This is a genomic window from Saccharopolyspora griseoalba (genome assembly GCF_042665275.1).
GTDB lineage: Bacteria > Actinomycetota > Actinomycetes > Mycobacteriales > Pseudonocardiaceae > Saccharopolyspora > Saccharopolyspora griseoalba.
Genome location: NZ_JBHTCJ010000001.1, coordinates 330,184 through 353,790, shown reverse-complemented (window position 1 = coordinate 353,790; position 23,607 = coordinate 330,184). Strand labels below are relative to the sequence as shown.

The following is a 23,607-nucleotide window of genomic DNA, read 5'->3' as shown; positions in this document are numbered from 1 at the left end:
GTGGATCCGTTGCAGGGCATGGACGAGTGGGGACCGGAGAAGGTCGTGTGCGTCTCCGACGCGCGCACCGGGATGCGGGGCGCGCTGGTCATCGACAACACCGCGCGGGGCACCGCGAAGGGCGGCACCCGGATGGCCCCGGGCGTGACCGTCGGCGAGATCGCGCGGCTGGCGCGGGTGATGACCTGGAAGTGGGCGGCGGTGGACCTGTTCCACGGCGGCGCCAAGGCGGGCATCGCGGCGGATCCCGGCTCGCCGGACAAGGAGTCCGTGGTGCGGTCCTTCGCGCGCAGGCTCGCCGACCAGATCCCGGCCAGCTACGTCGCGGGGCTCGACATGGGCATGACCGAGCACGACGCGGCGATCATCCAGGACGAGCTCGCCGACCGCGGTGCGGCGGTCGGCGTTCCCGAAGCCCTCGGCGGGGTGCCCTACGACCAGCTGGGCGTGACCGGCCACGGCGTGGCCGAGGCGGCGCTGGCGGCCCTGGAGCGCAGCGGGCGTCCGGTGGCCGGGGCGCGGATCGCGGTGCAGGGCTTCGGCGCGGTGGGCGCCGCTGCGGCCGCGCGGCTGCACGAGCTGGGCGCGCAGCTGGTCGCGCTGTCGACGGCCGAGGGCGCGGTGCACGACCCCGGCGGCCTGGACGTGCCCGCGTGGCTGGCGGCGCGCGCCGAGTCCGGGGACGCCTGCGTGGCAGCGGCCGCTCCGGCGCAGCGGCTGGCACCGGGCGAGGAGCTGGAGGTCGATTGCGACGTGCTGATCCCCGCGGCCCGGCAGGACGTGATCGACGACGAGGTGGCCGCGCGGGTCAAGGCCGATCTGGTCGTCGAGGGCGCGAACCTGCCCACCACCCCGAGCGCGCGGGCGCTGCTCGACGAGCGGGGCGTGGGCCTGGTGCCCGACTTCATCGCCAACGCCGGCGGCGCGATCGCGGCCGGCTTCGCGATGGACGCGCGGTACTCGGCCTTCCGCCCGGAGCCCGCCCGCATCCTGGAGGAGGTCGCTGCGCGGACCCGCCGCAACACGCTGCTGGTGCTCGACGGCGCCGCCTCGACCGGTGTGCTGCCGCACGCAGCGGCGCTGGCGATGGCCAAGGACCGGGTGCGCACCGCGATGCGGATGCGCGGTCGGCTGCCCGCCACCGCGTGAGGGGAGCCGCGTGCTCAACCCGATCCACCTGAGAACGCTGCAGGAGTGCGTGCGGACCGGCTCGTTCGCCGAAGCGGGCCGGGTTCTCGGCTACACCGCCTCGGCGGTCTCGCAGCAGATGGTGCTGCTGGAGCGGGCGATCGGCGCGCCGCTGTTCGAGCGCTCCGCGCGCAGCGCCCGCAGCACCGCGCTGGCGGTGCGGCTGGCCGAGCGCAGCCGCGACGCGCTGGGCGCGCTGGACTCGCTGGAGCGCGAGGTGCGGGCCATGGTGGCCGGCGAGGAGGGCAGCCTGCGGCTGGCCTCCTTCGCCACCGCCAACTCGCGGGTGCTGCCGGGGGTGCTGGCCGCGGTGATCTCCCAGCGCCCGAACGCCGAGGTGCAGCTCGACGAGGGCGAACCGGACGAGGTCATCGACGGCGTGCTCGACGGGGTGCTGGACGCCGCGGTGGTCTTCGAGTACGACCTGGATCCCAGGCAGTGGCCGGTCGAGCTGTGCGTCGAGGAGCTGCTGGCCGAACCGCTGCGCCTGATGCTGCCCGGCGAGCACCCGCTGGCCCGCTTCTCCGAGGTGGAGCTGCGCGAGCTGGCCCGGGACAACTGGATCTGCACCCGGGAGGACACCGCGGGCTCGCGCACCCTGGTGCGGCTGGCCGCCGCGGCCGGGTTCGTCCCGCAGATCACCTTCCGCAGCAACGACTACTCGGTGATCCGCGACCTGGTGGGTCGCGATCTCGGGGTGGCGCTGCTGCCGGGGCTGGCGATCCCGGACGACCGGGTGCGGGTGACCCGCATCGCGGGCTGGCAGCCGTACCGCCGGGTGAAGGTCCTGTACCGCAAGCAGAACACCAATCCGCTGCTGCCGATCGCGCTGGAGCACCTGGCGAAGTCCTGCGCGACGGTGGCCGACGACTGGGAGGGCTGAGTGGGCGAGCCGGTCGACGACCACTTCCGCGAGACGCTGGCCGGGTGGTCGGCGGGGCCGCCGGGCGACGTCCCGGCCGAGGAGCTGCTGGCCCTGTTCGACTCCCAGGCCGGCAGCAGGCACCTGGACTTCCAGGCCCGCGAGCTGGGCAAGCGCGGCCTGGGCTTCTACAGCATCGGATCCAGCGGGCACGAGTCCAACGCCGCGGTGGCCGCCGCGCTGCGCCCGAGCGACCCGGCGCTGCTGCACTACCGCTCCGGCGGGTTCTACGTGCGCCGGGCGCGGCAGGTGCCCGGGGTCGATCCGCTGCGCGACGTGCTGCTGGGGGTGGTGGCCTCGGCCGACGAGCCGATCTCCGCGGGTCGGCACAAGGTGTTCGGCAACGCCGAGCTCTCGGTGATCCCGCAGACCTCCACGATCGCCTCGCACCTGCCGCGGGCGGTCGGGCTGGCCTTCTCGCTCGGCCGCGCGGCCAAGCTCGGCATCACCGCGGAGTGGCCCGCCGACTCGGTCGTGGTGTGCAGCTTCGGCGACGCCTCGGCCAACCACTCCACCGCCGCGGGGGCGATCAACTCGGCGCTGCACTGCGCCTACCAGGGCCTTCCGATGCCGCTGCTGCTGGTGTGCGAGGACAACGGGATCGGCATCAGCGTGCGCACCCCCGGCGGCTGGATCGAGACCTCCCTCGGCGACCGGCCGGGGCTGGAGCGCTTCGCCGCCGACGGCTCCGACCCGGTGCGCTGCCTGCAGGTCGCGCGGCGGGCGGCCGAGCACGTGCGCGAGCACCGCTCCCCCGCGCTGCTGCACCTGCGCACCGTGCGGCTGATGGGGCACGCCGGATCGGACGTGGAATCGGCCTACCGCTCGCGCACCGAGATCACCGGCGACCACGCCCGCGATCCGCTGCTGGCGACCGCGAAGGCGTTGGTGGACAACGGCATCCGCACCCCGCAGCAGGTGCTGGAGCACTACGAGGCCAAGCGCGCCGAGGTCGCCGAGCGGGCCGAGGACGCGCTGGGGCGGCGCAAGCTGACCAGCGCGGCCGAGGTGATGTCGGCGATCCACCGCCACTCGCCCGTGGCGATCGCCGCGCGCGCCACCGCGGTTCCGCCCGGCCGGGACGAGACCTTCGACGTGGCCCCGGAAACCGAGGGGCCGCTGACGTTGGCGCAGTCGCTCAACCGGTCGTTGGCCGAGGAGCTGGGGCGGGATCCGGGCGTGCTTGTCTTCGGCGAGGACGTGGCGCGCAAGGGCGGCGTGTACGGCGTGACCCGCGGCCTGCGCAAGCGGTTCGGCGGGACCCGGGTGTTCGACACGCTGCTGGACGAGCAGAGCATCCTGGGCACCGCGCTGGGCGCGGGGATCTCCGGCATGCTGCCGATCCCGGAGATCCAGTACTTGGCCTACCTGCACAACGCCGCCGACCAGCTGCGCGGCGAGGGCAGCACGCTGAGCTTCTTCTCCGACGGCCGCTACCGCAATCCGATGGTGGTGCGCATCGCCGGGTACGGCTACCAGAAGGGCTTCGGCGGGCACTTCCACAACGACGACAGCGTCACCGCGCTGCGCGACCTGCCCGGCGTGGTGCTGGCCTCGCCGTCGCGGCCGGACGACGCGGCGGCGATGCTGCGGACCTGCGTCGCCGCGGCCCGCGAGGACGGGAGGGTGTGCGCGTTCCTCGAACCCATCGCGCTGTACCACACCCGCGACCTGCACGAATCCGGCGACGACGGCTGGCTGGCGCGCTACCCGGCGCCCGGCGAGCACCACGTGCCGATCGGTCGCGCCCGGCTGCACGGAACCGGCCGCGATCTGACCGTGGTCACCTTCGGCAACGGGCTGCCGATGAGCCTGCGGGTCGCCGAGCGGCTGCGCCGCAGCGGCATCGAGGCGCGCGTGCTCGATCTGCGGTGGCTGGCTCCGCTGCCGGTCGACGACGTGCTGGAGGCGGCCGCGGCGACCGGCAAGGTGCTGGTGGTGGACGAGACGCGGCGCAGCGGCGGGGTTTCCGAGGGGGTGGTGACCGCGCTGGTCGACGGCGGGTTCCGAGGTGCGATCGCGCGGGTGACCAGCGAGGACAGCTTCATCCCGCTGGGCGCCGCGGCCTACCGCGTGCTGCTCGACGAGGACACCATCGAGACCGCGGCCCGGAAGTTGGTGGGATGACGCGGTCCGACCCGCAGCCGCGCCCCGGAGCAGCTGCGGCTGCGGGCCGAACCGCTAGGGAGTGCCGAAGACCTTGCCGGGGTTGAAGATCCCGGCCGGGTCCAGCGCTTCCTTGAGGGCGTGGTGCATGCCCACGACGGTCGGGCTCAGCTCGGCGTGCAGGCCCTTGCGCTTGAGCAGGCCGACGCCGTGCTCACCGGTGACCGTGCCGCCGAGCGCGATCGCGTCGGCCACGATGTCGTCGAAGGCCGCCTGCGCGCGCTCCCGCGCGGCATCGTCCCCGGGCGGGGTGATGATCAGCGGGTGCAGGTTGCCGTCCCCGGCGTGCGCGATGTTGGCGATCTGGGTGTCGTGGCGCTGGGCGGCGGCTTCGATCCGGCCGAGCATCTCGGGCACCTCGGCGCGCGGCACGCACACGTCCTCGGTGAGCACCGGGCCGAGCCGCTCCAGGGCCGGGTAGGCCAACCTGCGCGCGGCGAACAGCGCGTCGGCCTCCTGCTCGTCGGTCGAGCGCGCGCTCCAGGTCGCCCCCGCCCGCTCGAAGCACTCCAGAAGGGCGTCGACCTCCTGCTCACCGGCCTGGCCCGGGCTGTCCGAGCGCCCCAGCAGCAGCACGTCGGCCTCGGCGGACAGGCCCATGTTCTTCCAGTCGTCCACCGCGCGCAGGCAGTGCTGGTCGAGCAGCTCCAGCGCCGAGGGCACCACCCCGGCGGCGGCCACGTTGGCCACCGCCGCACCGGCGTCGGTCAGCGAGTCGAAGTAGCCGACCACGGTGCGCTCCGGGGCGCGCAGACCGGGCAGGAGCTTGACCGTCACCTCGGTGACCACTCCCAGGGTTCCCTCGGAACCGACGAACAGGCCGCACAGGTCGTACCCGGCGACGCCCTTGGCGGTCCGCCGCCCGAGCCGGACCACCTCCCCGGAGCCGACCACGGCCTCGACGCCCAGCACGTAGTCGCGGGTCACGCCGTACTTCACGCAGCACACACCACCGGCGTTGGTGGCGACGTTGCCGCCGATGGTCGACCACGGCGAGCTCGCCGGATCCGGCGGGTACCAGGCGCCGCGCTCGCGGCAGGCGGCGCGCAGGTGGTCGTTGACCACCCCGGGCTGCACCACGGCCAGCTGCTCGCGCGGGTTGATCTCCAGGATCTCGTCCATGCCCTCCAACGAGATCACCACGCAGCCGTCCACCGCGTTGGCGCCGCCGGACAACCCGGTGCCGGCACCGCGGGGGACCACCGGCACGCCGTGCTCGGCGCAGATCCGCACCGCAGCGGCCACGTCCGCGGTGCTGCGAGCCCGCACCACCGCGAGCGGCTTGCCGCAGGGCGCCCACTCCGCGTCGTCGTGGGCGAACCTGGCGGTCGAGTCCGGATCGGTCAGCAGCACCGGTTCGCCGAGCTCGGCGCGCAGCGCGGCCAGCGCCTCGCTTCCCACCATCTGAAACCTCCATCCCGCGAGAGCCACCCACACGCTAACCGCCCGGGCGCACCGCGGGACCGGGTACCGCTGGTTCGCCCGGAATCGCCCGTCGGGCCGGCCTCCGGGCGAACCAGGTCAGTCCCTCGGGAAGTGACGGCTCCAGATCTCGCGCGAAGCGGCGATCGGGTCGGACGCCACCGAGATCGGCACGTCGAAGATCCGAGCCATCCGGTCGGCGGGCTCGTGCGCCGGCCATCCCGGGTCGCCGGTCGTCGCGAACGACACCCACGCCTCCCGCAGCGCCCCGGAGAGCTCCTCGAAGTCCGCCGAGTCCTCCCCCAGCAGCTGCCTGGCCAGCGGGTCGTCGGCCACGCCGAAGGTGAACGGGACGTCCAGCCCGTGGCACGCGCCCAGCGCCCCGCCGCGCTGCGGGCTCTCCCAGGAGAACTGGTACAGGTAGCTGCGCGCGCCCGCCGCAGCGTGCGCCTCGGCGGTCCACACCGCGGGGATCCGGAACAGCTGGTCGCCGAGCAGCAAGGTGTGCAGCTCGCGATCGCCGATGCCGGGGTGGGCCGCGCGGTACTCCGCCACCATCTCCGGCGGGATCCGCAGCCCGGCGGCCAGCTGGTCGGGATCGCGCGCGTCGTCGGGCAGGTCGGCGGTGAACAGGCTGCCCTCGTCCCGGTTGTACCCGGTGATCAGGTCGACCGCGGGGGCCGCGCCGTTGCGCAGCGCCACCCACGGCAGCTCGGAGAGCACTTCGCCGTCGAAGACCACGCCGTAGGGCACCCCGTTTGTCCAGGAGGCCCGGTCCCGGTTCATCTCGTCCTGCGCGCGCTGCTGGGCGGCGTGCAGGTCCTCGGCCTTGGTGTCGACCAGGCCCGCGGTGGTGGCGGGAACGCCGAGCGAACCGGTGACCAGCTCGCCGACCTTGCGGGCCTCGTCCTCGTCGAGGTACATCGCGGCGGGGCTCTGCGCGATCGCGCGGCGGAACAACCCCCTCCTGCCGGAACCGGCGACGAGCGCGGCGACCGAGACCGCACCGGCCGACTCGCCGAAGATCGTGACGCTGTCCGGGTTGCCGCCGAAGGAGATGATGTTGTCGCGCACCCAGCGCAGCGCGGCCAGCTGGTCCAGGATGCCGCGGTTGTTCGGCGCGTCCTCGACCCAGCCGAAGCCCTCGTAGCCGACGCGGTAGTTCACCGTCACGACCACCACGCCCGCGCGGGCCAGCTTCGTGCCGTCGAAACCGCTGGCCGCGGCCGTGCCGCCGAGGTAGGCGCCGCCGTGGAACCACACCATGACCGGCAGGTGCCCGCCCCGGTCCGGGGTCCACACGTTGACCGTCAGGCAGTCCGGGTCGTCGCCCGGGCGCCAGACCGGTGGCGCCCCTGGCAGCATCGCCGGTTGGGGAACCGAGGAACCGAATCTGGTGGCATCGCGGAGACCGTCCCAGCGGACCGGGGTCGCCGGCGCCTGGAACCGGCGCGGGCCCTCCAGCGGAGCCGCGTACGGGACGCCCTTGAACGACAGGACTTCCCCGTCGGAGTCGCCCTGAACCGCACCGTGCTCGGTGCGCACCACTCGGTCCATGCCTCCATATAACCACCGGAATCCGGGCTGTGCCGGGCCTTCGATGGGAACCATGCGCTCACGCCCCGTCATCGAGTTCGGCGACCGCTTGTGGCAGCGCCTCGCTGAGCTTCTCCAGATCGGGCAACGCGGCCCGATTCGCCTGAACCCCGATGTGCACTGCGTCGCGGTACTGCGACACCGCGATGGCCAGCGCGTGCCCGGCGGCCAGCGGTGCGACCGGGTACAGCTCGGCGAGATCCGCGCCGTCGATCGCCGCGGGCAGGTTCGGCAGCGGGACGTTGGTGACCATGGTGTCGAACAGCAGCGGCGCGCCCTGGCCGGCCACGGGTGTCGCGAACTGGTGCACCAGTTGCGGGAGCCTCCCGGCCAGCACCGGGAACGCTCCCGGACCGCGCAGCGGGCCGTTGCCCTTGTGCCGGCTCATCTCCTCGCGGATCAGGCGCAGCCGCGTCGCGGGATCGGGTTCGGCCACGGGCAGCTCGCACAGGTAGCCGGAGAGCTGGTTGCCCCCGTCGGTCTGCTTGCGCGCGCGTCGGCACACCGGGATGAGCGCCCGCGCCGGGACGTCCTCGACGCGCTGCCCGCGGGCGTCGAGCCAGCGGCGGAGCGCTCCGGTGATCACCGCGAGCACCGCGTCGTTGGTGGTGCCGCCGTGCCGAGCTCGGATGCGGCGGATGTCGGCGAGGTCGACCGGCACCAGCGCCAGCCGGCGCGCCGCCGAGGTCGGGGCGTGCAGCGGCGAGTGCTGCACCGGCCTGCGCACGTTGCGCACCACCGAGGCGGCGATGCCGAGGGCTTCGGACGAGCTGGACAACGTCTCGCGGAGGGTGCCGAGCAACCGCGCCGGGTTGCGGACCAGCTCGAACGCCTCGTCCAGCGGATTGCGCAGCGGGACGTCGTCGTCATCGGAGAGATCGGTGTAGCCGTCGAGCAACCGCAGGCCGACCTGCACCGCCTCGCGCCCGTCGACCAGGGCGTGGTGGAACTTCACCAGCACCGCGAACCGGTCCTCGGCCAGCCCGGTGATGACGTGCAGCTCCCACAGCGGGCGGTCTCGTTCGAGCGGCTCGGCGACCAGCTCGGAGACCAGGGCCGCCAGCTCCTCGCGGCCGCCCGGCGCCGGGACGTGGTGGTCCTGCACGTGTTCGGTCGCGTCGAACCGGGCCGACTCCCGCCAGTGCGGCTGCACCCAGGAGTTCTCCAGCCGCATCCGCAGCCGTCCGATGCGCGCGGCCCGCGCGGCCAGCAGTTCGCGCAACCGGTCGCGGTCGATCGGACCGTCCGGCCGGAAAACCGCGACCGCTCCGACGTGCATGGGAGCGGTGTCGCTCTCCATGCACAGGAACGCCCGGTCGAGGGCGGTGAGTTCACTTGTTCGCGGCGCGCTCGCGGTCATCGCGTTCCCCAGTGACGATGAATTGGTCCGTTGTGTTGCGAACGGGTTTCCGAATCGGTTTCGCCACCCGACCGGAAGAACCCCTTTTCGTTTCGCGGCCGAACCGGGAAGCTGCCGCGCGCCGGACGTTCGCCGCTGGTAACAGGGTCATCGGCGCATTTCCCTTCCGGCGCGCGGGCGGGTGACGATCGGATGCGATATTCGCCGCGGTGGCGCGGTCGCGGTTTTCGGCGCACGGCGCCGATTCGCTCCCCGCGCACCGTTGCGCAATTCGTCAGCTTACCGGTTCGGCAGCTCGTCGACCGTAGCGAAAAGCCGATCACATGGAAACGACCGACAACGCGCGAGCCGCTACACATTCGGGTGTCAATCGCTGCGTTCCGTGCCAAATTGGCCGAGGTTGATCACCCGAAAGAATGCATGAGAGTCCGAGATGCCCGGCTCGGCCGAGCCGCCCGATGACGCCCCGCGCAGCAGAACCGCACCCACCCGCGGCGAATTCTCACCCGAACGCTAGACGGCCGGCGAACGCACCTCGCCCCGCCACCGCGTTCGCGGCGACGGGGCGAGGTGTTCCCAGCCAGGGAGGGTTCGGTTCGCTCGTCAGCGGTGCGACCGGCGCACCAGGTCCGGTCACCGGCACCACCGCCGAGGCGGGACGGAGGTCGTCAACCGACCGGCGACCAGTAGTCGAGCATGGCGGCGAAGGTCTCGAAGGCCGGCTTGTTGTAGCCGTAGGGGGCCTCGAGGTGGATGCTGATCGGGAAGTCCAGGTCGGCGACCCCGTCGACCACGCGCTTGTAGAGGTCCACGACGGCCTTCTTGCGGCCCTCGAAGTCCAGCTCGGCGGTCTTGGCCACGAACTCCTGCTCGGCGGCGACGGCCTCGTTGCCCGGGTCCTGGATGAGCCACTGGATGAGCTTCTTGCTCTTCTCCACGCCCGGGATGAAGCCGAAGGACAGCAGGATCTCCGGCCGGTGCGGCGTGGTGCGCGCGAACTCCTCGAGGAAGTCCACGATCGCGGTGGAGTGCAGCAGCTGGGTCATGCCGTAGGTGGCGCCGCGCTCGCACTTGAAGCCGAAGCGCCCCTGCTCGCCCTCGCGGGTGGGGATCAGGATCGAGCCGCGGTGCGGCACGATGTCCTGGAACTTGGTCAGGGCGTCCACGGGCGGCACACCGGGACCCTCCCCGTCGGCCATGGTGCGCGGGACGCCGACGAACGCGATGCCGTCCATGTCGGCGGCGCGCAGCGACTGCAGCCGCTCGGCCAGCGCCCGCTCGTCGTGGAAGGCGGTCACCTGGGTGCACAGCCCGCGCATGTCGCCGAGCTCGGTGCGGATGGCCTGCCAGTAGTCGATGGTGTCCAGCTTGGGCCGGTAGTCGACGGGACGGTCGGCGTCCTCCTGGATGATCCCGGGGATCATCGCGTGCCGGATGCGGCCGGTCAGCCCGAACTCCCGGCTGAGCTCGGCGATCTCACGCCCTTCTTCAACGGCCCTCTGCACACCGCCGTCGAGGTCGGGCGGAACCAGTTCGAGTGCGATGGTGGTCATGTCGGCCTCAGGTTTTCCTTCTGTCGACTTCGGTCACCGCAGCGCCTCTGCTTGGATACGCCTGCGAACCTGCACTTTTCGGCAGGGACCGGATTTCTTCAGTGGAGAAAGGACTTCTCGGCGAGAAAAGGTGAGCTCTCGTCGTCCACGCGGCCCGCGGGAAAGGAGCCGAATTCCGTTGTGGACGATCGCGGCGGTCCGTTGTTCCCCGGTGGACCGCTCCCCGCAGCGCTCGCCGCGGGCCCGGGGCGGGTGGCCGCCGCTCGAAGGCGGCGGCCACCCCGGAGGTTTCCGCTGTCGACGGATCAGTAGCGGTAGTGCTCGGGCTTGTACGGCCCGTCCACGTCCACGCCGATGTAGGCGGCCTGCTCCTTGGTGAGCTTGGTCAGCTTCACGCCCAGGGCGTCGAGGTGCAGACGCGCGACCTTCTCGTCGAGGTGCTTGGGCAGCACGTAGACGTCCGTCTTGTACTCACCGGGCCTGGTGAACAGCTCGATCTGCGCGATCGTCTGGTTGGTGAAGGAGTTGGACATCACGAAGCTCGGGTGACCGGTCGCATTGCCCAGGTTCAACAAGCGCCCCTCGGAGAGCACGATGATCGAGTGCCCGTCCGAGAAGGTGTACTCGTGAACCTGCGGCTTGATCTCCTGCTTCTTGACACCCGGGGTCTTCTCCAGACCGGCCATGTCGATCTCGTTGTCGAAGTGGCCGATGTTGCCCACGATCGCCTGGTGCTTCATCTTGGCCATGTGCTCGGCCTTGATGATGTCGTAGTTACCCGTCGTGGTGATGAAGATGTCGGCGTACTCGACGACCTCTTCCAAGGTCTTGACCTCGTAGCCCTCCATGGCCGCCTGCAGAGCGCAGATCGGGTCGATCTCGGTGACGATCACCCGAGCGCCCTGACCCCGCAGCGACTCGGCCGAACCCTTGCCCACATCACCGAAACCGGCCACCACGGCCACCTTGCCGCCGATGAGCACATCGGTCGCGCGGTTGATGCCGTCGACCAGCGAGTGCCGGCAGCCGTACTTGTTGTCGAACTTCGACTTCGTCACCGAGTCGTTGACGTTGATCGCCGGGAACAGCAGGTCCCCCGACTTCACCAGCTCGACGAGCTTGTGCACACCGGTCGTGGTCTCCTCGGTGACGCCCTTGATCTCCTTGGACAACCTGGTGAACCGCTGCTTGTCGTTGGCCAGCGACGTGCGCAGGGTCTCCAGGACGACCTTGAACTCCTCCGGGTCGTCATCAGTCGGCTGCGGCACCGCACCCGCGGCCTCGAACTCGACACCCTTGTGCACCAGCAGCGTCGCATCCCCACCGTCGTCGAGGATCATGTTGGCGACCTTGCCGTCACCGAACTCCCACAGCTGATTGGTGCACCACCAGTACTCCTCCAGCGTCTCGCCCTTCCAAGCGAACACCGGAACACCGGCCGGCTTGTCCGGGGTGCCGTTGGGACCCACGACCACGGCCGCAGCCGCCTCGTCCTGGGTGGAGAAGATGTTGCAGGAAACCCAACGCACCTCAGCACCGAGCTCGACCAACGTCTCGATCAGCACAGCGGTCTGCACGGTCATGTGCAGCGAACCCGCGATCCGCGCACCCTTGAGCGGCTTCGAAGCCGAGTACTCCTCACGCGTGGCCATCAGACCCGGCATCTCGTGCTCGGCCAACCGAATCTGATGCCGACCGGACTCCGCCAGCGCAAGGTCCCTCACGGCGAACTCGATACCGTTGACCTTCTGCAGCTCTACGCTCATGACTTCCTCTCTCGTTTGACCAAATTGCAGCTGTTGGACCAGCGGAATCAGGTGTTGAAGTACTTCGCCTCGGGGTGGTGGGCGATGATCGCGTCGGTGGACTGCTCCGGGTGGAGCTGGAACTCCTCGGAGAGCACGACACCGATGCGCTCGGCTTCCAGCAGGTCGACCAGCTTGGCCCGGTCCTCGATCTCCGGGCAGGCGCCGTACCCGAAGGAGTAGCGCGCGCCCCGGTAACCGAGCTTGAAGAACTCCCGGACGTCCTCGGGGTCCTCCTGGGCCACGTTGCCGCCGCTGGACCACAGCAGCTCGCGCCGGACCCGGCGGTGCCAGTACTCGGCCAGCGCCTCGGTGAGCTGCACGCCCATGCCGTGCACCTCCAGGTAGTCCCGGTAGGCGTTCTTGGCGAACAGCTCGTTGGCGTAGTCGGCGATCGGCTGACCCATGGTCACCAGCTGGATCGGCAGCACGTCGACCTGACCGGTCTTCTCGGCCTGCTCCCGGGTGCGGAAGAAGTCCGCCAGGCACAGCCGGCGGTCCCGCTTCTGCCTCGGGAAGAAGAACCGGTGCCGCTCCTGGGCGTCGGGCTCCTCCTTGTCGAGCACCACGAGGTCGTTGCCCTCGGTGACGCACGGGAAGTAGCCGTAGACGACCGCCGCGTGCTGCAGGATGCCCTGCGTGGACAGCTCGTCGACCCAGTGGCGCAGCCGCGGCCGGCCCTCGGACTCGACCAGCTCCTCGTAGGACGGTCCCTCGCCCTTCTTGGAGCCGCGCAGGCCCCACTGCCCGAAGAACGTCGCGCGCTCGTCGAGCAGCTGCAGGTAGTCGGCGACCGCGACGCCCTTGACCACCTTCGAACCCCAGAACGGCGGGGTCGGGACCTCGACGTCGGCGGCCACGTCGGACCGCGTGGTGTCGTCGTAGCCCGGTTCCTCGCCTGCCTCGGCCTTGCGCTTCTCGGCGATGCGCTGCGAGCGGGCGCGCCGCTCCTTGCGCTCGGCCTTCTTGGCCTCCTCGGCGGCGTCCTCCTCCGGGGAGTCCCCGCGCTTGATGGCCATCAGGCGGTCCATCAGGTTGAGGCCCTCGAAGGCGTCCTTGGCGTAGCGGACGTCGCCCTCGTAGACCTCGTCGAGGTCCTGCTCCACGAAGGAGCGGGTCAGCGCCGCGCCGCCCAGCATCACCGGGTACTTCTCGGAGAGGCCCCGGGAGTTCATCTCCTCGAGGTTCTCCTTCATGATCACGGTCGACTTCACCAGCAGGCCGGACATGCCGATGGCGTCGACCTTGTGCTCCTCGGCGGCCTCGATGATGGCGTTGATCGGCTGCTTGATGCCGATGTTGACCACGTCGTAGCCGTTGTTGGACACGATGATGTCGACCAGGTTCTTGCCGATGTCGTGGACATCGCCCTTGACCGTGGCCAGCAGCAGCTTGCCCTTGCCGCCGGAGTCGTCCTTCTCCATGTGCGGTTCGAGGTGGGCCACGGCGGCCTTCATCACCTCGGCCGACTGCAGCACGAACGGCAGCTGCATCTGACCCGAGCCGAACAGGTCGCCGACGACCTTCATGCCGCCGAGCAGGTCCTCGTTGATGATCGCCAGCGGCGCCTTCTCCTGCATGCCGGCTTCGAGGTCGTCCTCGAGGCCGTTGCGCTCACCGTCGATGATGCGCTTCTGCAGGCGCTCGAACAGCGGCAGCTTGGCCAGCTCCTCGGCGCGCGAGGCACTGCTGGACTTGGCGGTCTGACCCTCGAAGAGCTGCATGAGCTTCTGCAGCGGGTCGTACTCGCCGTCGCGGCGGTCGTAGACCAGGTCCAGCGCGACCTGGCGGTGCTCCTCCTCGATCTTGTTCATCGGCAGGATCTTGGAGGAGTTCACGATCGCCGAGTCCAGCCCGGCTTCCCGGCACTCGTTGAGGAACACCGAGTTGAGCACCTGGCGCGCGGCCGGGTTCAGGCCGAACGACACGTTGGACAGGCCCAGCGTGGTCTGCACCTCGGGGTGCTTGCGCTTGAGCTCCTTGATGGCCTCGATCGTCTCGATGCCGTCCCTGCGGACCTCTTCCTGACCGGTCGTGATCGGGAAGACCAGGCAGTCGATGATGATCGCGGACTCCTCGAGACCCCAATTGGTCGTGAGGTCCTCGATCGCCCGCTCGGCGACCCGCAGCTTCCAGTCCTTGGTCCGGGCCTGGCCCTCCTCGTCGATGCAGGTCACGACGACGGTGGCACCGTGCTCGCGGATCATGGACATGACCCGGTCGTAACGCCCGCCGGGCTCGACGCCGTCCTCGTAGTTCACCGAGTTGACCGCGCACCGGCCGCCGAGGTGCTCCAGGCCGGCCTCGATGACGTCCGGCTCGGTGGAGTCCACCATGATCGGCAACGTGGAGGCGGTGGCCAGCCGGGAGGCCAGCTCCCGCATGTCCTTGGTGCCGTCCCGGCCCACGTAGTCCACGCACAGGTCGAGCATGTGCGCGCCCTCGCGGGTCTGGGCCTTGGCGATCTCGACGCAGTCCTCGTAGCGCTCCTCGAGCATCGCCTCGCGGAACGCCTTCGAGCCGTTGGCGTTGGTCCGCTCGCCGACGTTGAGGATCGAGGCGTCCTGCTCGAACGGGACCGCCTGGTAGACCGACGAGATCGACGGGATGACCTCGGGCGTGCGCGGGGTCGGCGGGGTGCCGCCGACCGCCTCGGCCACGGCGCGGACGTGCTCGGTGGTGGTGCCGCAGCAGCCACCGACCACCCGCGCGCCGAACTCGCGGACGAAGCCGGTGAGGGCCTCGGCCAGCTCGTCGGGCTGCAGCGGGTACACCGCGCCGTTGGGGCCCAGCTCCGGAAGACCGGCGTTGGGCATCACCGAGATCGGCACCCGGGAGTTCTCCGCCAGCACCCGCAGGTGCTCGCTCATCTCCGCGGGACCGGTCGCGCAGTTCATCCCGATCAGGTCGATGCCCAGGGGCTCCAGCGCGGTCAGCGCCGCGCCGATCTCCGAGCCGACCAGCATGGTGCCGGTGGTCTCCACCGTCACCTGCGCGATGATCGGAAGCCTCAAACCGCGCTCTTCCATCGCGCGCTTGGCCGCGACGATGGAGGCCTTGGTCTGCAGCAGGTCCTGGGAGGTCTCCACCAGGAACACGTCGATGCCGCCGTCGAGCATGCCCTTGGCCTGCTCGTAGTAGGCGTCGCGCAGCTGCGTGTACGGCGCGTGGCCCAGGGTGGGCAGCTTGGTGCCCGGCCCCATCGAGCCCAGCACGAACCGCTTGCGGTCCGGGGTGGAGAACTCGTCGGCCGCTTCGCGCGCCAGTCGGGAACCCACCTCGGCGAGTTCCTGGATGCGCTCCGGGATGTCGTACTCGGCCAGGTTGGCCCAGTTCGCCCCGAAGGTGTTGGTCTCGATCGCGTCCGAGCCCGCCTCGAGGTAGCCCCGGTAGATCGAGGAAACCACGTCGGGCCGGGTCACGTTGAGGATCTCGTTGCAGCCCTCGAGGTTGGAGAAGTCGTCCAGGCTGAGGTCGTAGGCCTGCAACGCCGTCCCCATACCACCATCGGCGACGATGACCCGCTCGTCGATGGCCTTGAGAAAGCCGCTGGGATCGTTGTGCCCGTCTGACATGCCGCTACTCCCCGTTCGTCAGCGCAGAACCGGCTTGACCTCGGCGACCGCTTCTTCGCCGTAGGCCTCTGCGATGCGAGCCAGGAAGGACTCCTTGTCGAAGTCGTACTCCTGGGGGCCGTCGGTCTCCAGCGACACGGTGGCCAGCGTGCAGCCCAGCTGCAGCGATCGCTCGAGGCTGAGGCCGTGGGACTGGCCGGCCAGGAAGCCCGCGCGCAACGCGTCGCCGACACCGGTCGGGTCGCCCTTCTGCTTTTCCTTAGGCGGCTCGATCACCAGGGTCTGCGCACCCTTGGCTTCAACCTGCACGCCCTTCGGGCCGAGGGAGGTCACCCACTTGCCCACGCGGTCGAGGACCTCGTCCTTGGTCCAGCCGGTGGACTGCAGCAGCAGACCGCTCTCGTACTCGTTGGTGAACAGGTACTCGGCACCTTCCACCAGCTTACGGATGTCCTCGCCCTCCATCCGAGCCAGCTGCTGACCGGGGTCGGCGAGGAACTTGTAGCCGCGGTCCCGGCACTCCTGGGTGTGCCGGATCATGCCCTCGGGATCGTTGGCCGAGATGACCACGATGTCGAGCCCGCCGAGCTTGTCGGCGATCGGCTTGAGCTCGATCTCGCGGGCCTCGGACATGGCGCCCGGGTAGAACGAGGCGATCTGGTTGTGGTCGGTGTCGGTGGTGCACAGGAACCGAGCGGTGTGCTTGGTCTCGGACACGTGAACCGACTTGGTGTCCACGCCGTGGCGGGAGAGCCACGCGGCGTACTCGTCGAAGTCCTTGCCGACGGCGCCGACCAGCGTCGAGGTCACCCCGAGCTTGCCCAGCCCGAAGGTGATGTTGGCGGCGATGCCGCCGCGACGCACGTCCAGCTCGTCGACCAGGAACGACAGGGACACCTGGTCGAGCCGGTCGGCGACGAGCTGGTCGCTGATCCTACCGGGGTAGGACATCAGATGGTCGGTGGCGATCGAACCGGTCACCGCAATCCGCACTGAATTTACTCCTTCGCCAGGGCAGGCTGCGGGGCACGAGCGCATCGCGCCCCGCAGCCTGCGACAGCTTCGTGTCGGTTGTGCTTACAGCCCGGCCGCGGCCTTGAGGGCCTCGGCGCGGTCGGTGCGCTCCCACGGCAGGTCGACGTCGCTGCGCCCGAAGTGACCGTAAGCAGCGGTCGGGGCGTACAGCGGCCGAAGGAGGTCCAGGTCACGCACGAGCGCGCCCGGGCGGAGGTCGAAGACCTCGTTGATCGCGGCCTGGATCTTGACCGGGTCGACGTTCTCGGTGCCGAAGGTCTCCACGAACAGGCCGACCGGGGCGGCCTTGCCGATCGCGTAGGCGACCTGGACCTCGATGCGGTCGGCAAGGCCGGCGGCGACGGCGTTCTTGGCGACCCAGCGCGTGGCGTAGGCGGCCGAGCGGTCCACCTTCGACGGGTCCTTGCCCGAGAAGGCGCCACCGCCGTGGCGGGCCATGCCGCCGTAGGTGTCGACGATGATCTTGCGGCCGGTCAGACCGGCGTCGCCCATGGGACCACCCACGACGAAGCGGCCGGTCGGGTTGATCAGCACCCGGGCGTCGTCCGCGTCGATGCCGGCGCGCTCGATCTCCGGGGTGATCACGTGCTTCTGGATGTCGCCCATCAGCTGGCCCTCGAGGTCGATGTCCTCGGCGTGCTGGGTGGACAGGACGACGGTGTCCAGGCGGACGGCCTTGTCACCGGCGTACTCGGCGGTGACCTGGGTCTTGCCGTCGGCGCGCAGGTACGGCAGCGTGCCGTCCTTGCGCACGTTGGTCAGCCGGCGGGACATCCGGTGCGCCAGGGTGATCGGCAGCGGCGCCAGCTCGTCGGTGTCGTTGCAGGCGTAGCCGAACATGAGGCCCTGGTCGCCGGCGCCCTGCTTGGCGATCTCGTCCTCGCTGCCCTCGACGCGCTTCTCGTGCGCCTCGTCGACGCCCTGGGCGATGTCCGGCGACTGCTTGCCGATGGACACGCTGATGCCGCAGGACGCGCCGTCGAAGCCCTTCTCCGAGGAGTCGTAACCGATCTCCAGGATCTTCTCCCGGACCAGGCTCGGCACGTCGACGTTGGCCTTCGTGGTGACCTCACCGGCGACGTGAACCTGGCCGGTGGTCACCATGGTCTCCACCGCCACGCGGGACTTCGGGTCCTGGGCGAGCATGGCGTCCAGGATCGAGTCGCTGATCGCGTCGCAAATCTTGTCCGGGTGGCCCTCGGTCACCGACTCACTGGTGAACAACCGGCGGTTGATCTCACTCACGACTGCTCCTCACCTCACTGCTTATGCGGTGTTGATCCTTGCGTATTCGGTAATGGCGGGTGATATCCGGGTTCGTCAGGACCGGGCGTGGATGATGCCCCAGGCGAGGTTGCCCGCCTTACCGCCGTTGACCCAGTTGCGGAGACCGGTCTTCATCTTGTTCCGGTACTCGTCGCTGATCTTGTCCGCCAGTTCGCCCTCGTGGGCTTCCAGCTCCTGCAGCACCCGGCCGTAGTGCATGGCCAGGTACTCGGTCAGGTCGTCGAACTCGAAGTTCTGCAGGCCCAGGCGGGCCAGCTCGCGGCGGTAGAAGCCCGGCGAGCCCATGCTGTCCAGGTTCAGCCGGTCCAGGATCGGGCCGAGGTCGTCCTTCTTGGCGGAGTCCGCGGCCATCGGGTCGGTGAACAGGAACGAGCCGCCGGCGCTGAGCACCCGGGCGACCTCCTCGAGGACCCGCGGTCGGTCGCCGGAGTGCAGGATCGCGTCCTGGGACCACACGACGTCGAAGGCGTTGTCCTGGAACGGGATGTCCTCGAAGGAACCGTCCTTGACCTCGATGAGGTCGTCCAGGCCCTCGGCCCGGTTGAACTCGACGTTGCGCCGGTTCTCCACCTCGGAGAGGTTCAGGCAGGCGACCTTGCAGCCGTAGGTCTTGGCCAGGTAGCGCGCCGCACCGCCGTAACCGGCACCGATGTCGAGGATCCGGGTCTCCGGGGTGATCTCCAGCTTGGAGGCCATCCGCTCGACGGTCCGCCGCGAGGCGGTGTCGATGTCCTGCTCCGGGGTCTCGTAGAGGCCGACGTGGATGTCGTTGCCGCCCCAGACGTGGTAGTAGAAGTTGTCCGCGTCCTCGGAGTTGTAGTAGTCCCGAGCGGTGTGGACGGCCGAGGAGTAGGTGTCCGACAGGTCGTCGTCCTCGATGTACTTCTTCTCCGCCACGTGGATGTAGAAGTCCGGCTCACCGTCCTTGAAGGTGGCCTGGAAGTCCCCGTAGGTGTCGATCCGCTGGAAGCCCACCTCGCGCAGCAGCCGGCGGGTGTAGTTCTTCCGCAGCGGGTACATGTTCAGGAAGAATTCGGACTTGTCCGGGAACGTGTACTTGAATCGGGCCAGGCCCTCGTCCACGTAATCCGGCTCCGCCGAAACGTCCTCACCAGCGTAGTAATAGGTGTGCTTCGAGGAGAAGCCCTCGTCCAGAATGGAATCGTAATTCCGCTGGTCGATGATCAGAACACCGTCGTGCTTGAGCATCGCGTAGAACTCGGCCAGCGTTTTCCGGCGGTCCCGCTCGGAGAACAGGTGGGTAAACGAGTTACCCAGGCAGATGATCGCGTCGTACTCGCCGTGCACGTCACGATTCAGCCAGCGCCAGTCGGCGTGGACGACGCGCAGGATGTGCCCGCCGTACTCCAGGCCGTTCTCGAAGGCCTTGGCCAGCATCTGGGGGCTGCCGTCGGCCGACACCGTCTCGAAGCCCTCCTCGAGCAGCCGCACCGAGTGGAACCCGGTGCCGGTGGCCACGTCCAGGACGGACTTGACTCCACGAGCCTTGAGCTGGTCGACGAAGAACGAGCCCTCGGACTCGTAGCGCTTCTTCCAGTCGATCAGATCGTCCCACTTCTCCACGAATCCACCGACGTACTCGTGGGTGTAGTGGTCGGACTCGCGGACCTCCAACGGATTTTCGCCGAAGACCTGCTCTTCCCGAGCCACGAGATCAGCGGTATCCGCCGACCCAGAGCTCCCACCAGAAGCCAGGTCGTCCACGCTCTTGGCCATTTTCACTCCCACCACTCACGTTGGTCATGCGCCACCCACAAACTCCAGGCATGCGCAAATCCGTGCCCCGAGCATGTGACTCGCGGCCGTGCGGGTCGCCACTGCGAAAAAAGGCAACACCTCAGACCGGCGCGGGCAGCCGAGAAACGCTCAAGGCCGCGGCACCACGCCGATCACACTCAGCTGGCCTCCTTGCCAACCGGCGCGACGCATTTCCGTGCGTCGCTTAACCAACCTAGGCGAAAGAGATCGCGAATCAAGCGTACAAACGTGTGACACTAATCACCGCAATGCGATGATTGCGTGATTCGCATTGTCACCCTGGGTGAAAAAATGCGCCGCTACCTGGGATTATTCGACTATTTTCAGCGGAAGGTAACGATCGCGCAGATGCATTATGTCACCGGCGAGGGTACGCTCGCGCGCGCTTATATCATATGAGATGCGAATTGCACAACCGTCGGAATCGACGAAAATCCCTTGGATTGCCGGGTGCGGCGGTTGACTTTTCCGCCCTCCCAACCGTTGCATCGAAGAGCGGAAGTCGGATGTTACGGTCTCCGCCCCCGCGACGCCATACCCATTTCCAAGAAATCAGTCAATCAGCGGTGCCACTGGCTCGAAGCCGAACCGATCCAGCCGCACCGATTCAGGCACTGACCGGCGGAAATGGATCTCGGCGCCACCCCGTCGGCCGCTCCCGGAGCCTCCGGATCGGGCCAACCGCGGGTCCGGATCGCGGGACACCACCGCGCCGCGGGCGCCACCGCGAGCGCTCCCCGAGCCGAACGGCGCGGGGATCTGGATCACCCCGCCGCCCCGGCCGTCGTGCATTTCCGAAGATCGGCGAGCGAATTCTTCGCACGGGGGCGAGGCTCACATCTGCCTTGACTCCCGCGCGGGGCTCCGGCCCCCGGCGTCCGCGCGGGCGCCGGGCCACCGCCGCACCGGCCCCCGAGAGCTCCGAGCGTTGCTCCGTTCCACCGACCCTGCCGCCGCCGTGTTGACCTTCCGTGCGGTCTTGGTCACTGTTGTTGATTACTGGTGATTTTCTCTCGGATTCACCGGCGTGCAGGAGGACAAGATGAACTTGCCCGCAACACTGGCCACCGTCGTGCTCGTCACCGCCTCCGGGATGCCCACCTCCTCGGCGGCGCCCGCCGAGGACTGGCGAGCCGAGCAGCCACCGCTGACCACGCCCTGGACCGACGAGGTCGGTCCGGACAACGCGCTCCCCGAGTACCCCCGACCGCAGCTCACCCGCGACCGCTGGCTCAACCTCAACGGGCTGTGGGACTACGCGGGTGGCGCCGAGCCACCCGGTTCGACCTCCGAGCGGATCCTGGTGCCCTACCCACCGGAGAGCGGGCTGTCCGGGATCCAGCGCCACGACGACCACATGCTCTACGAGCGCACCTTCACCGTGCCGCCGGACTGGGACGGCCAGCGGCTGCTGCTGCACTTCGGCGCCGTCGACCAGCGCGCCGAGGTGTCGGTCAACGGTGAGCGGGTGGCCGTGCACGAGGGCGGCTACACCTCGTTCTCCGCCGACATCACCGACGCCCTGGTGCCCGGCGCGCGGCAGCACGTCTCGGTGGCCGTGCACGACGCCAACGAGAACGCCCCGCACCCGGTGGGAAAGCAGCGCAACGACCCCGGCGGGATCCTCTACACCGGCGCGTCCGGCATCTGGCAGACCGCGTGGATCGAGCCGGTCCCCGAGGCGCACGTCGAGGACCTGCGGATCACCCCGGACCTCACCGGCTTCGACTTCTCGGCGGAGACCACCGGCGGCAGCGCCGTGCAGGTCAGCGTCCGCGACGGGCGGGGCACCGAGGTCGCACGCGCAACCGGCGCGCCGGGCGCGCCGCTCCGGGTGGAGGTGCCGAACCCGCACCTGTGGACCCCGGACGATCCGCACCTCTACGACCTGCGGGTCCGGCTGCTAGGCCCGGACGGCTCGGTGATCGACGAGGTCGGCAGCTACACCGGGTTGCGCACCGTGCAGAAGGTCGCCGACGAGCAGGGCAGGCCGCGGCTGGCCCTCAACGGCGAGATCCTCTTCCAGCACGGACCGCTGGACCAGGGCTACTGGCCGGACGGCATCTACACCGCTCCCACCGACGCCGCGCTGCGCTACGACCTCGAAGCGACCAAGGATCTCGGCTTCAACATGGTCCGCAAGCACGTCAAGGTCGAGCCGCAGCGCTGGTACTACCACGCCGACAAGCTCGGTCTGCTGGTCTGGCAGGACATGCCCTCGCTGCCGATCGACCTGGACGTCCCGCCGGGGGAGAACCCGCCGCCCGCCGCCGAGGCGCGGGAGAACTTCCGCGCCGAGCTGGTCGACATGATCGAGCAGCACCGCAACTCGCCATCGGTGGTCGCCTGGGTGCCGTTCAACGAGGGCTGGGGCGAGTTCGACACCGCCGCGGTCGCCGACCTGGTGCGGCGCACCGACCCCACCAGGCTGATCGACGTCTCCAGCGGCGTGAACTGCTGCTACTCGCTGCCCGACAGCGGCGCCGGCGACATCTACGACGATCACACCTACGTCGGCCCCGGTGCGCCGGAGATCACCGACGAACGGGCGACCGCGGACGGCGAGTACGGCGGCCTCGGGCTGGTCGAGGAGGGCCACGTCTGGCCGGGCGAGCCCAGCGCCTACGAGATGACCGACAGCCGCGAGCAGCTCACCCGGCGCTACGGCGAGGTCAGCGCCGAGCTGTCCCGCATCATCCGGGAGCGGGGGCTCTCGGCGGCGATCTACACCCAGACCACCGACGTGGAGAACGAGGTCAACGGCCTGCTGACCTACGACCGGCGGATCGTCAAACCCGACGCGGCCCAGGTCCGGGCCGACAACCTCGCCGCGATCGAGGCGGGAACCCCAGGAGGAGATCGATGAACCGGAAGTTGAGCAGACGAACCGCGCTGCTGTCGGCCGCGGGCGCCACCGCCGCGACCGCGGCCACCGCCAGGACGGCGACCGCTCGACCCGCACCGCCGCTGGGGCCGCCGACGGCCCACGGCCGGCTCTACGAGATCGGCGTCGGCCGGAACAGGGCGGTGATCGCCGGGGTCGCGGCGACGCTGCTGTCCTGGACGGTCGACGGCGAGGAGATGCTGCTGACCCACTCCCCCGACGAGGTGGGCGAGGGCTACCGGGGCAAGACGATCCTGCCGTGGCCGAACCGGATCGGCCAGGGCGCCTACGACTTCGAGGGCCAGGAGCTGCAGGTCCCGATCAACGAACCGGACCGGGAGGCCGCGCTGCACGGGCTGATGAGCTTCGTGGAGTGGCAGCCGGTCCGCCGCACCCCCGGTTCGGTGGTGCTGTCGTACGTGCTGCCACCGACCTACGGCTACCCGTTCCACCTGTCGTTCGAGATCGAGTTCGCGGTGGACGACCGCGGCGTTCGCAGCACGCTGACCGCGACCAACATCGGTCCGACCGCCGCGCCGTTCGGCACCGCCAACCACGCCTACCTGGCAGCCGGGCCCACCGGGAAGATCGACGACATCGTCCTGACCATCCCGGCCGACACCTACTACGTGGTCGACGACCGCCTCATCCCGACCGGCACCGCGCCGGTGGCGGGCACCGAGTACGACTTCCGCACCGCGCGGCGCCTCGGCACCACCCGGATGGACACCGCGTTCACCGGGCTGGCGCACTCCGGTGGTGAGGCGGTGGTGCGGTTCGAGCGCCCGGACGTCGCCGTCGAGCTGTGGGTGGACGAGACGCACGCGTACCTGCAGTGCTACACCGACGACTCGCCCGAGGCCGACCGACCCGGCCGCCAGGGCATCACGGTGGAGCCGATGACCTGCGCGCCGAACGCGTTCGTCACCGGTGACGGCACGATCGTCCTGTCCCCCGGCCAGAGCCGCACCGGTTCCTACGGCTGGCGCATCGCCGAGTAGCACCGCGGCGGGGCGGCGGGACACCACCGTCCCG

General features: G+C 69.9%; 15 protein-coding genes. 6 read left to right on the top strand and 9 right to left on the bottom strand.

The window, feature by feature from the left end:
* Genes ACFQRI_RS01600 through ACFQRI_RS01590 form a run of 3 tightly spaced genes read left to right on the top strand, consistent with a single transcriptional unit; the run spans position 1 to position 4,237 of the window.
* Positions 1-1,149, top strand: coding sequence for a Glu/Leu/Phe/Val family dehydrogenase (locus ACFQRI_RS01600; protein WP_380663372.1), 1,149 nt, complete (start codon positions 1-3; stop codon positions 1,147-1,149).
* Between the two features lie 10 nt (positions 1,150-1,159).
* A complete protein-coding gene (locus tag ACFQRI_RS01595) occupies positions 1,160-2,071 on the top strand; it encodes a LysR family transcriptional regulator (protein ID WP_380663369.1) in 912 nt (303 codons plus the stop codon).
* The gene (locus ACFQRI_RS01590; protein WP_380663366.1) at positions 2,072-4,237 is read left to right on the top strand and encodes a thiamine pyrophosphate-dependent enzyme; all 2,166 of its coding nucleotides are present in this window, start codon (positions 2,072-2,074) and stop codon (positions 4,235-4,237) included.
* A gap of 54 nt (positions 4,238-4,291) precedes the next feature.
* On the opposite strand, the gene ACFQRI_RS01585 is transcribed toward ACFQRI_RS01590, so the two are convergent.
* The 9 genes from ACFQRI_RS01585 to ACFQRI_RS01545 all read right to left on the bottom strand — a co-directional run bounded on the left by ACFQRI_RS01585 (position 4,292) and on the right by ACFQRI_RS01545 (position 19,646).
* Complete coding sequence (locus ACFQRI_RS01585; protein ID WP_380663363.1) at positions 4,292-5,680, bottom strand: FAD-binding oxidoreductase; 1,389 nt, start codon at positions 5,678-5,680, stop codon at positions 4,292-4,294.
* Between the two features lie 117 nt (positions 5,681-5,797).
* A complete protein-coding gene (locus tag ACFQRI_RS01580) occupies positions 5,798-7,255 on the bottom strand; it encodes a carboxylesterase/lipase family protein (protein WP_380663360.1) in 1,458 nt (485 codons plus the stop codon).
* Between the two features lie 58 nt (positions 7,256-7,313).
* Entirely contained in the window at positions 7,314-8,654 is a 1,341-nt protein-coding gene (locus ACFQRI_RS01575; protein WP_380663358.1) for a wax ester/triacylglycerol synthase family O-acyltransferase, read from the bottom strand.
* A 668-nt stretch (positions 8,655-9,322) separates the two neighbouring features.
* On the bottom strand, positions 9,323-10,207 hold the full coding sequence (locus ACFQRI_RS01570) for a mycobacterial-type methylenetetrahydrofolate reductase (RefSeq protein WP_380663355.1): 885 nt from the start codon (positions 10,205-10,207) through the stop codon (positions 9,323-9,325).
* 305 nt (positions 10,208-10,512) lie between these two features.
* Entirely contained in the window at positions 10,513-11,973 is a 1,461-nt protein-coding gene (ahcY, locus tag ACFQRI_RS01565; RefSeq protein WP_380663352.1) for an adenosylhomocysteinase, read from the bottom strand.
* Between the two features lie 47 nt (positions 11,974-12,020).
* The gene (gene metH / locus ACFQRI_RS01560; protein WP_380663349.1) at positions 12,021-15,587 is read right to left on the bottom strand and encodes a methionine synthase; all 3,567 of its coding nucleotides are present in this window, start codon (positions 15,585-15,587) and stop codon (positions 12,021-12,023) included.
* 18 nt (positions 15,588-15,605) lie between these two features.
* Positions 15,606-16,580, bottom strand: a complete 975-nt coding sequence (locus ACFQRI_RS01555) for a carbohydrate kinase family protein (RefSeq protein ID WP_380663346.1) — start codon at positions 16,578-16,580, stop codon at positions 15,606-15,608.
* Between the two features lie 84 nt (positions 16,581-16,664).
* A complete protein-coding gene (gene metK / locus ACFQRI_RS01550; RefSeq protein ID WP_380663342.1) occupies positions 16,665-17,867 on the bottom strand; it encodes a methionine adenosyltransferase in 1,203 nt (400 codons plus the stop codon).
* Positions 17,868-17,942: 75 nt separating this feature from the next.
* Positions 17,943-19,646 carry a glycine/sarcosine N-methyltransferase gene (locus ACFQRI_RS01545; protein WP_380663339.1) on the bottom strand — a complete coding sequence of 568 codons (1,704 nt, stop codon included), beginning with the start codon at positions 19,644-19,646 and terminating at the stop codon, positions 17,943-17,945.
* A gap of 303 nt (positions 19,647-19,949) precedes the next feature.
* Here ACFQRI_RS01545 and ACFQRI_RS01540 point away from each other — a divergent pair, with 303 nt between their 5' ends.
* The 3 genes from ACFQRI_RS01540 to ACFQRI_RS01530 all read left to right on the top strand — a co-directional run bounded on the left by ACFQRI_RS01540 (position 19,950) and on the right by ACFQRI_RS01530 (position 23,573).
* Positions 19,950-20,087, top strand: coding sequence for a hypothetical protein (locus ACFQRI_RS01540; RefSeq protein WP_380663336.1), 138 nt, complete (start codon positions 19,950-19,952; stop codon positions 20,085-20,087).
* A gap of 694 nt (positions 20,088-20,781) precedes the next feature.
* Positions 20,782-22,554, top strand: a complete 1,773-nt coding sequence (locus tag ACFQRI_RS01535; RefSeq protein ID WP_380664561.1) for a glycoside hydrolase family 2 protein — start codon at positions 20,782-20,784, stop codon at positions 22,552-22,554.
* Positions 22,551-23,573: an aldose 1-epimerase family protein gene (locus tag ACFQRI_RS01530; RefSeq protein WP_380663333.1), complete on the top strand. Its 1,023-nt coding sequence runs from the start codon at positions 22,551-22,553 to the stop codon at positions 23,571-23,573. Before ACFQRI_RS01535 ends, ACFQRI_RS01530 begins: the two co-directional genes overlap by 4 nt.
* The last annotated feature ends 34 nt before the right edge of the window (positions 23,574-23,607 follow it).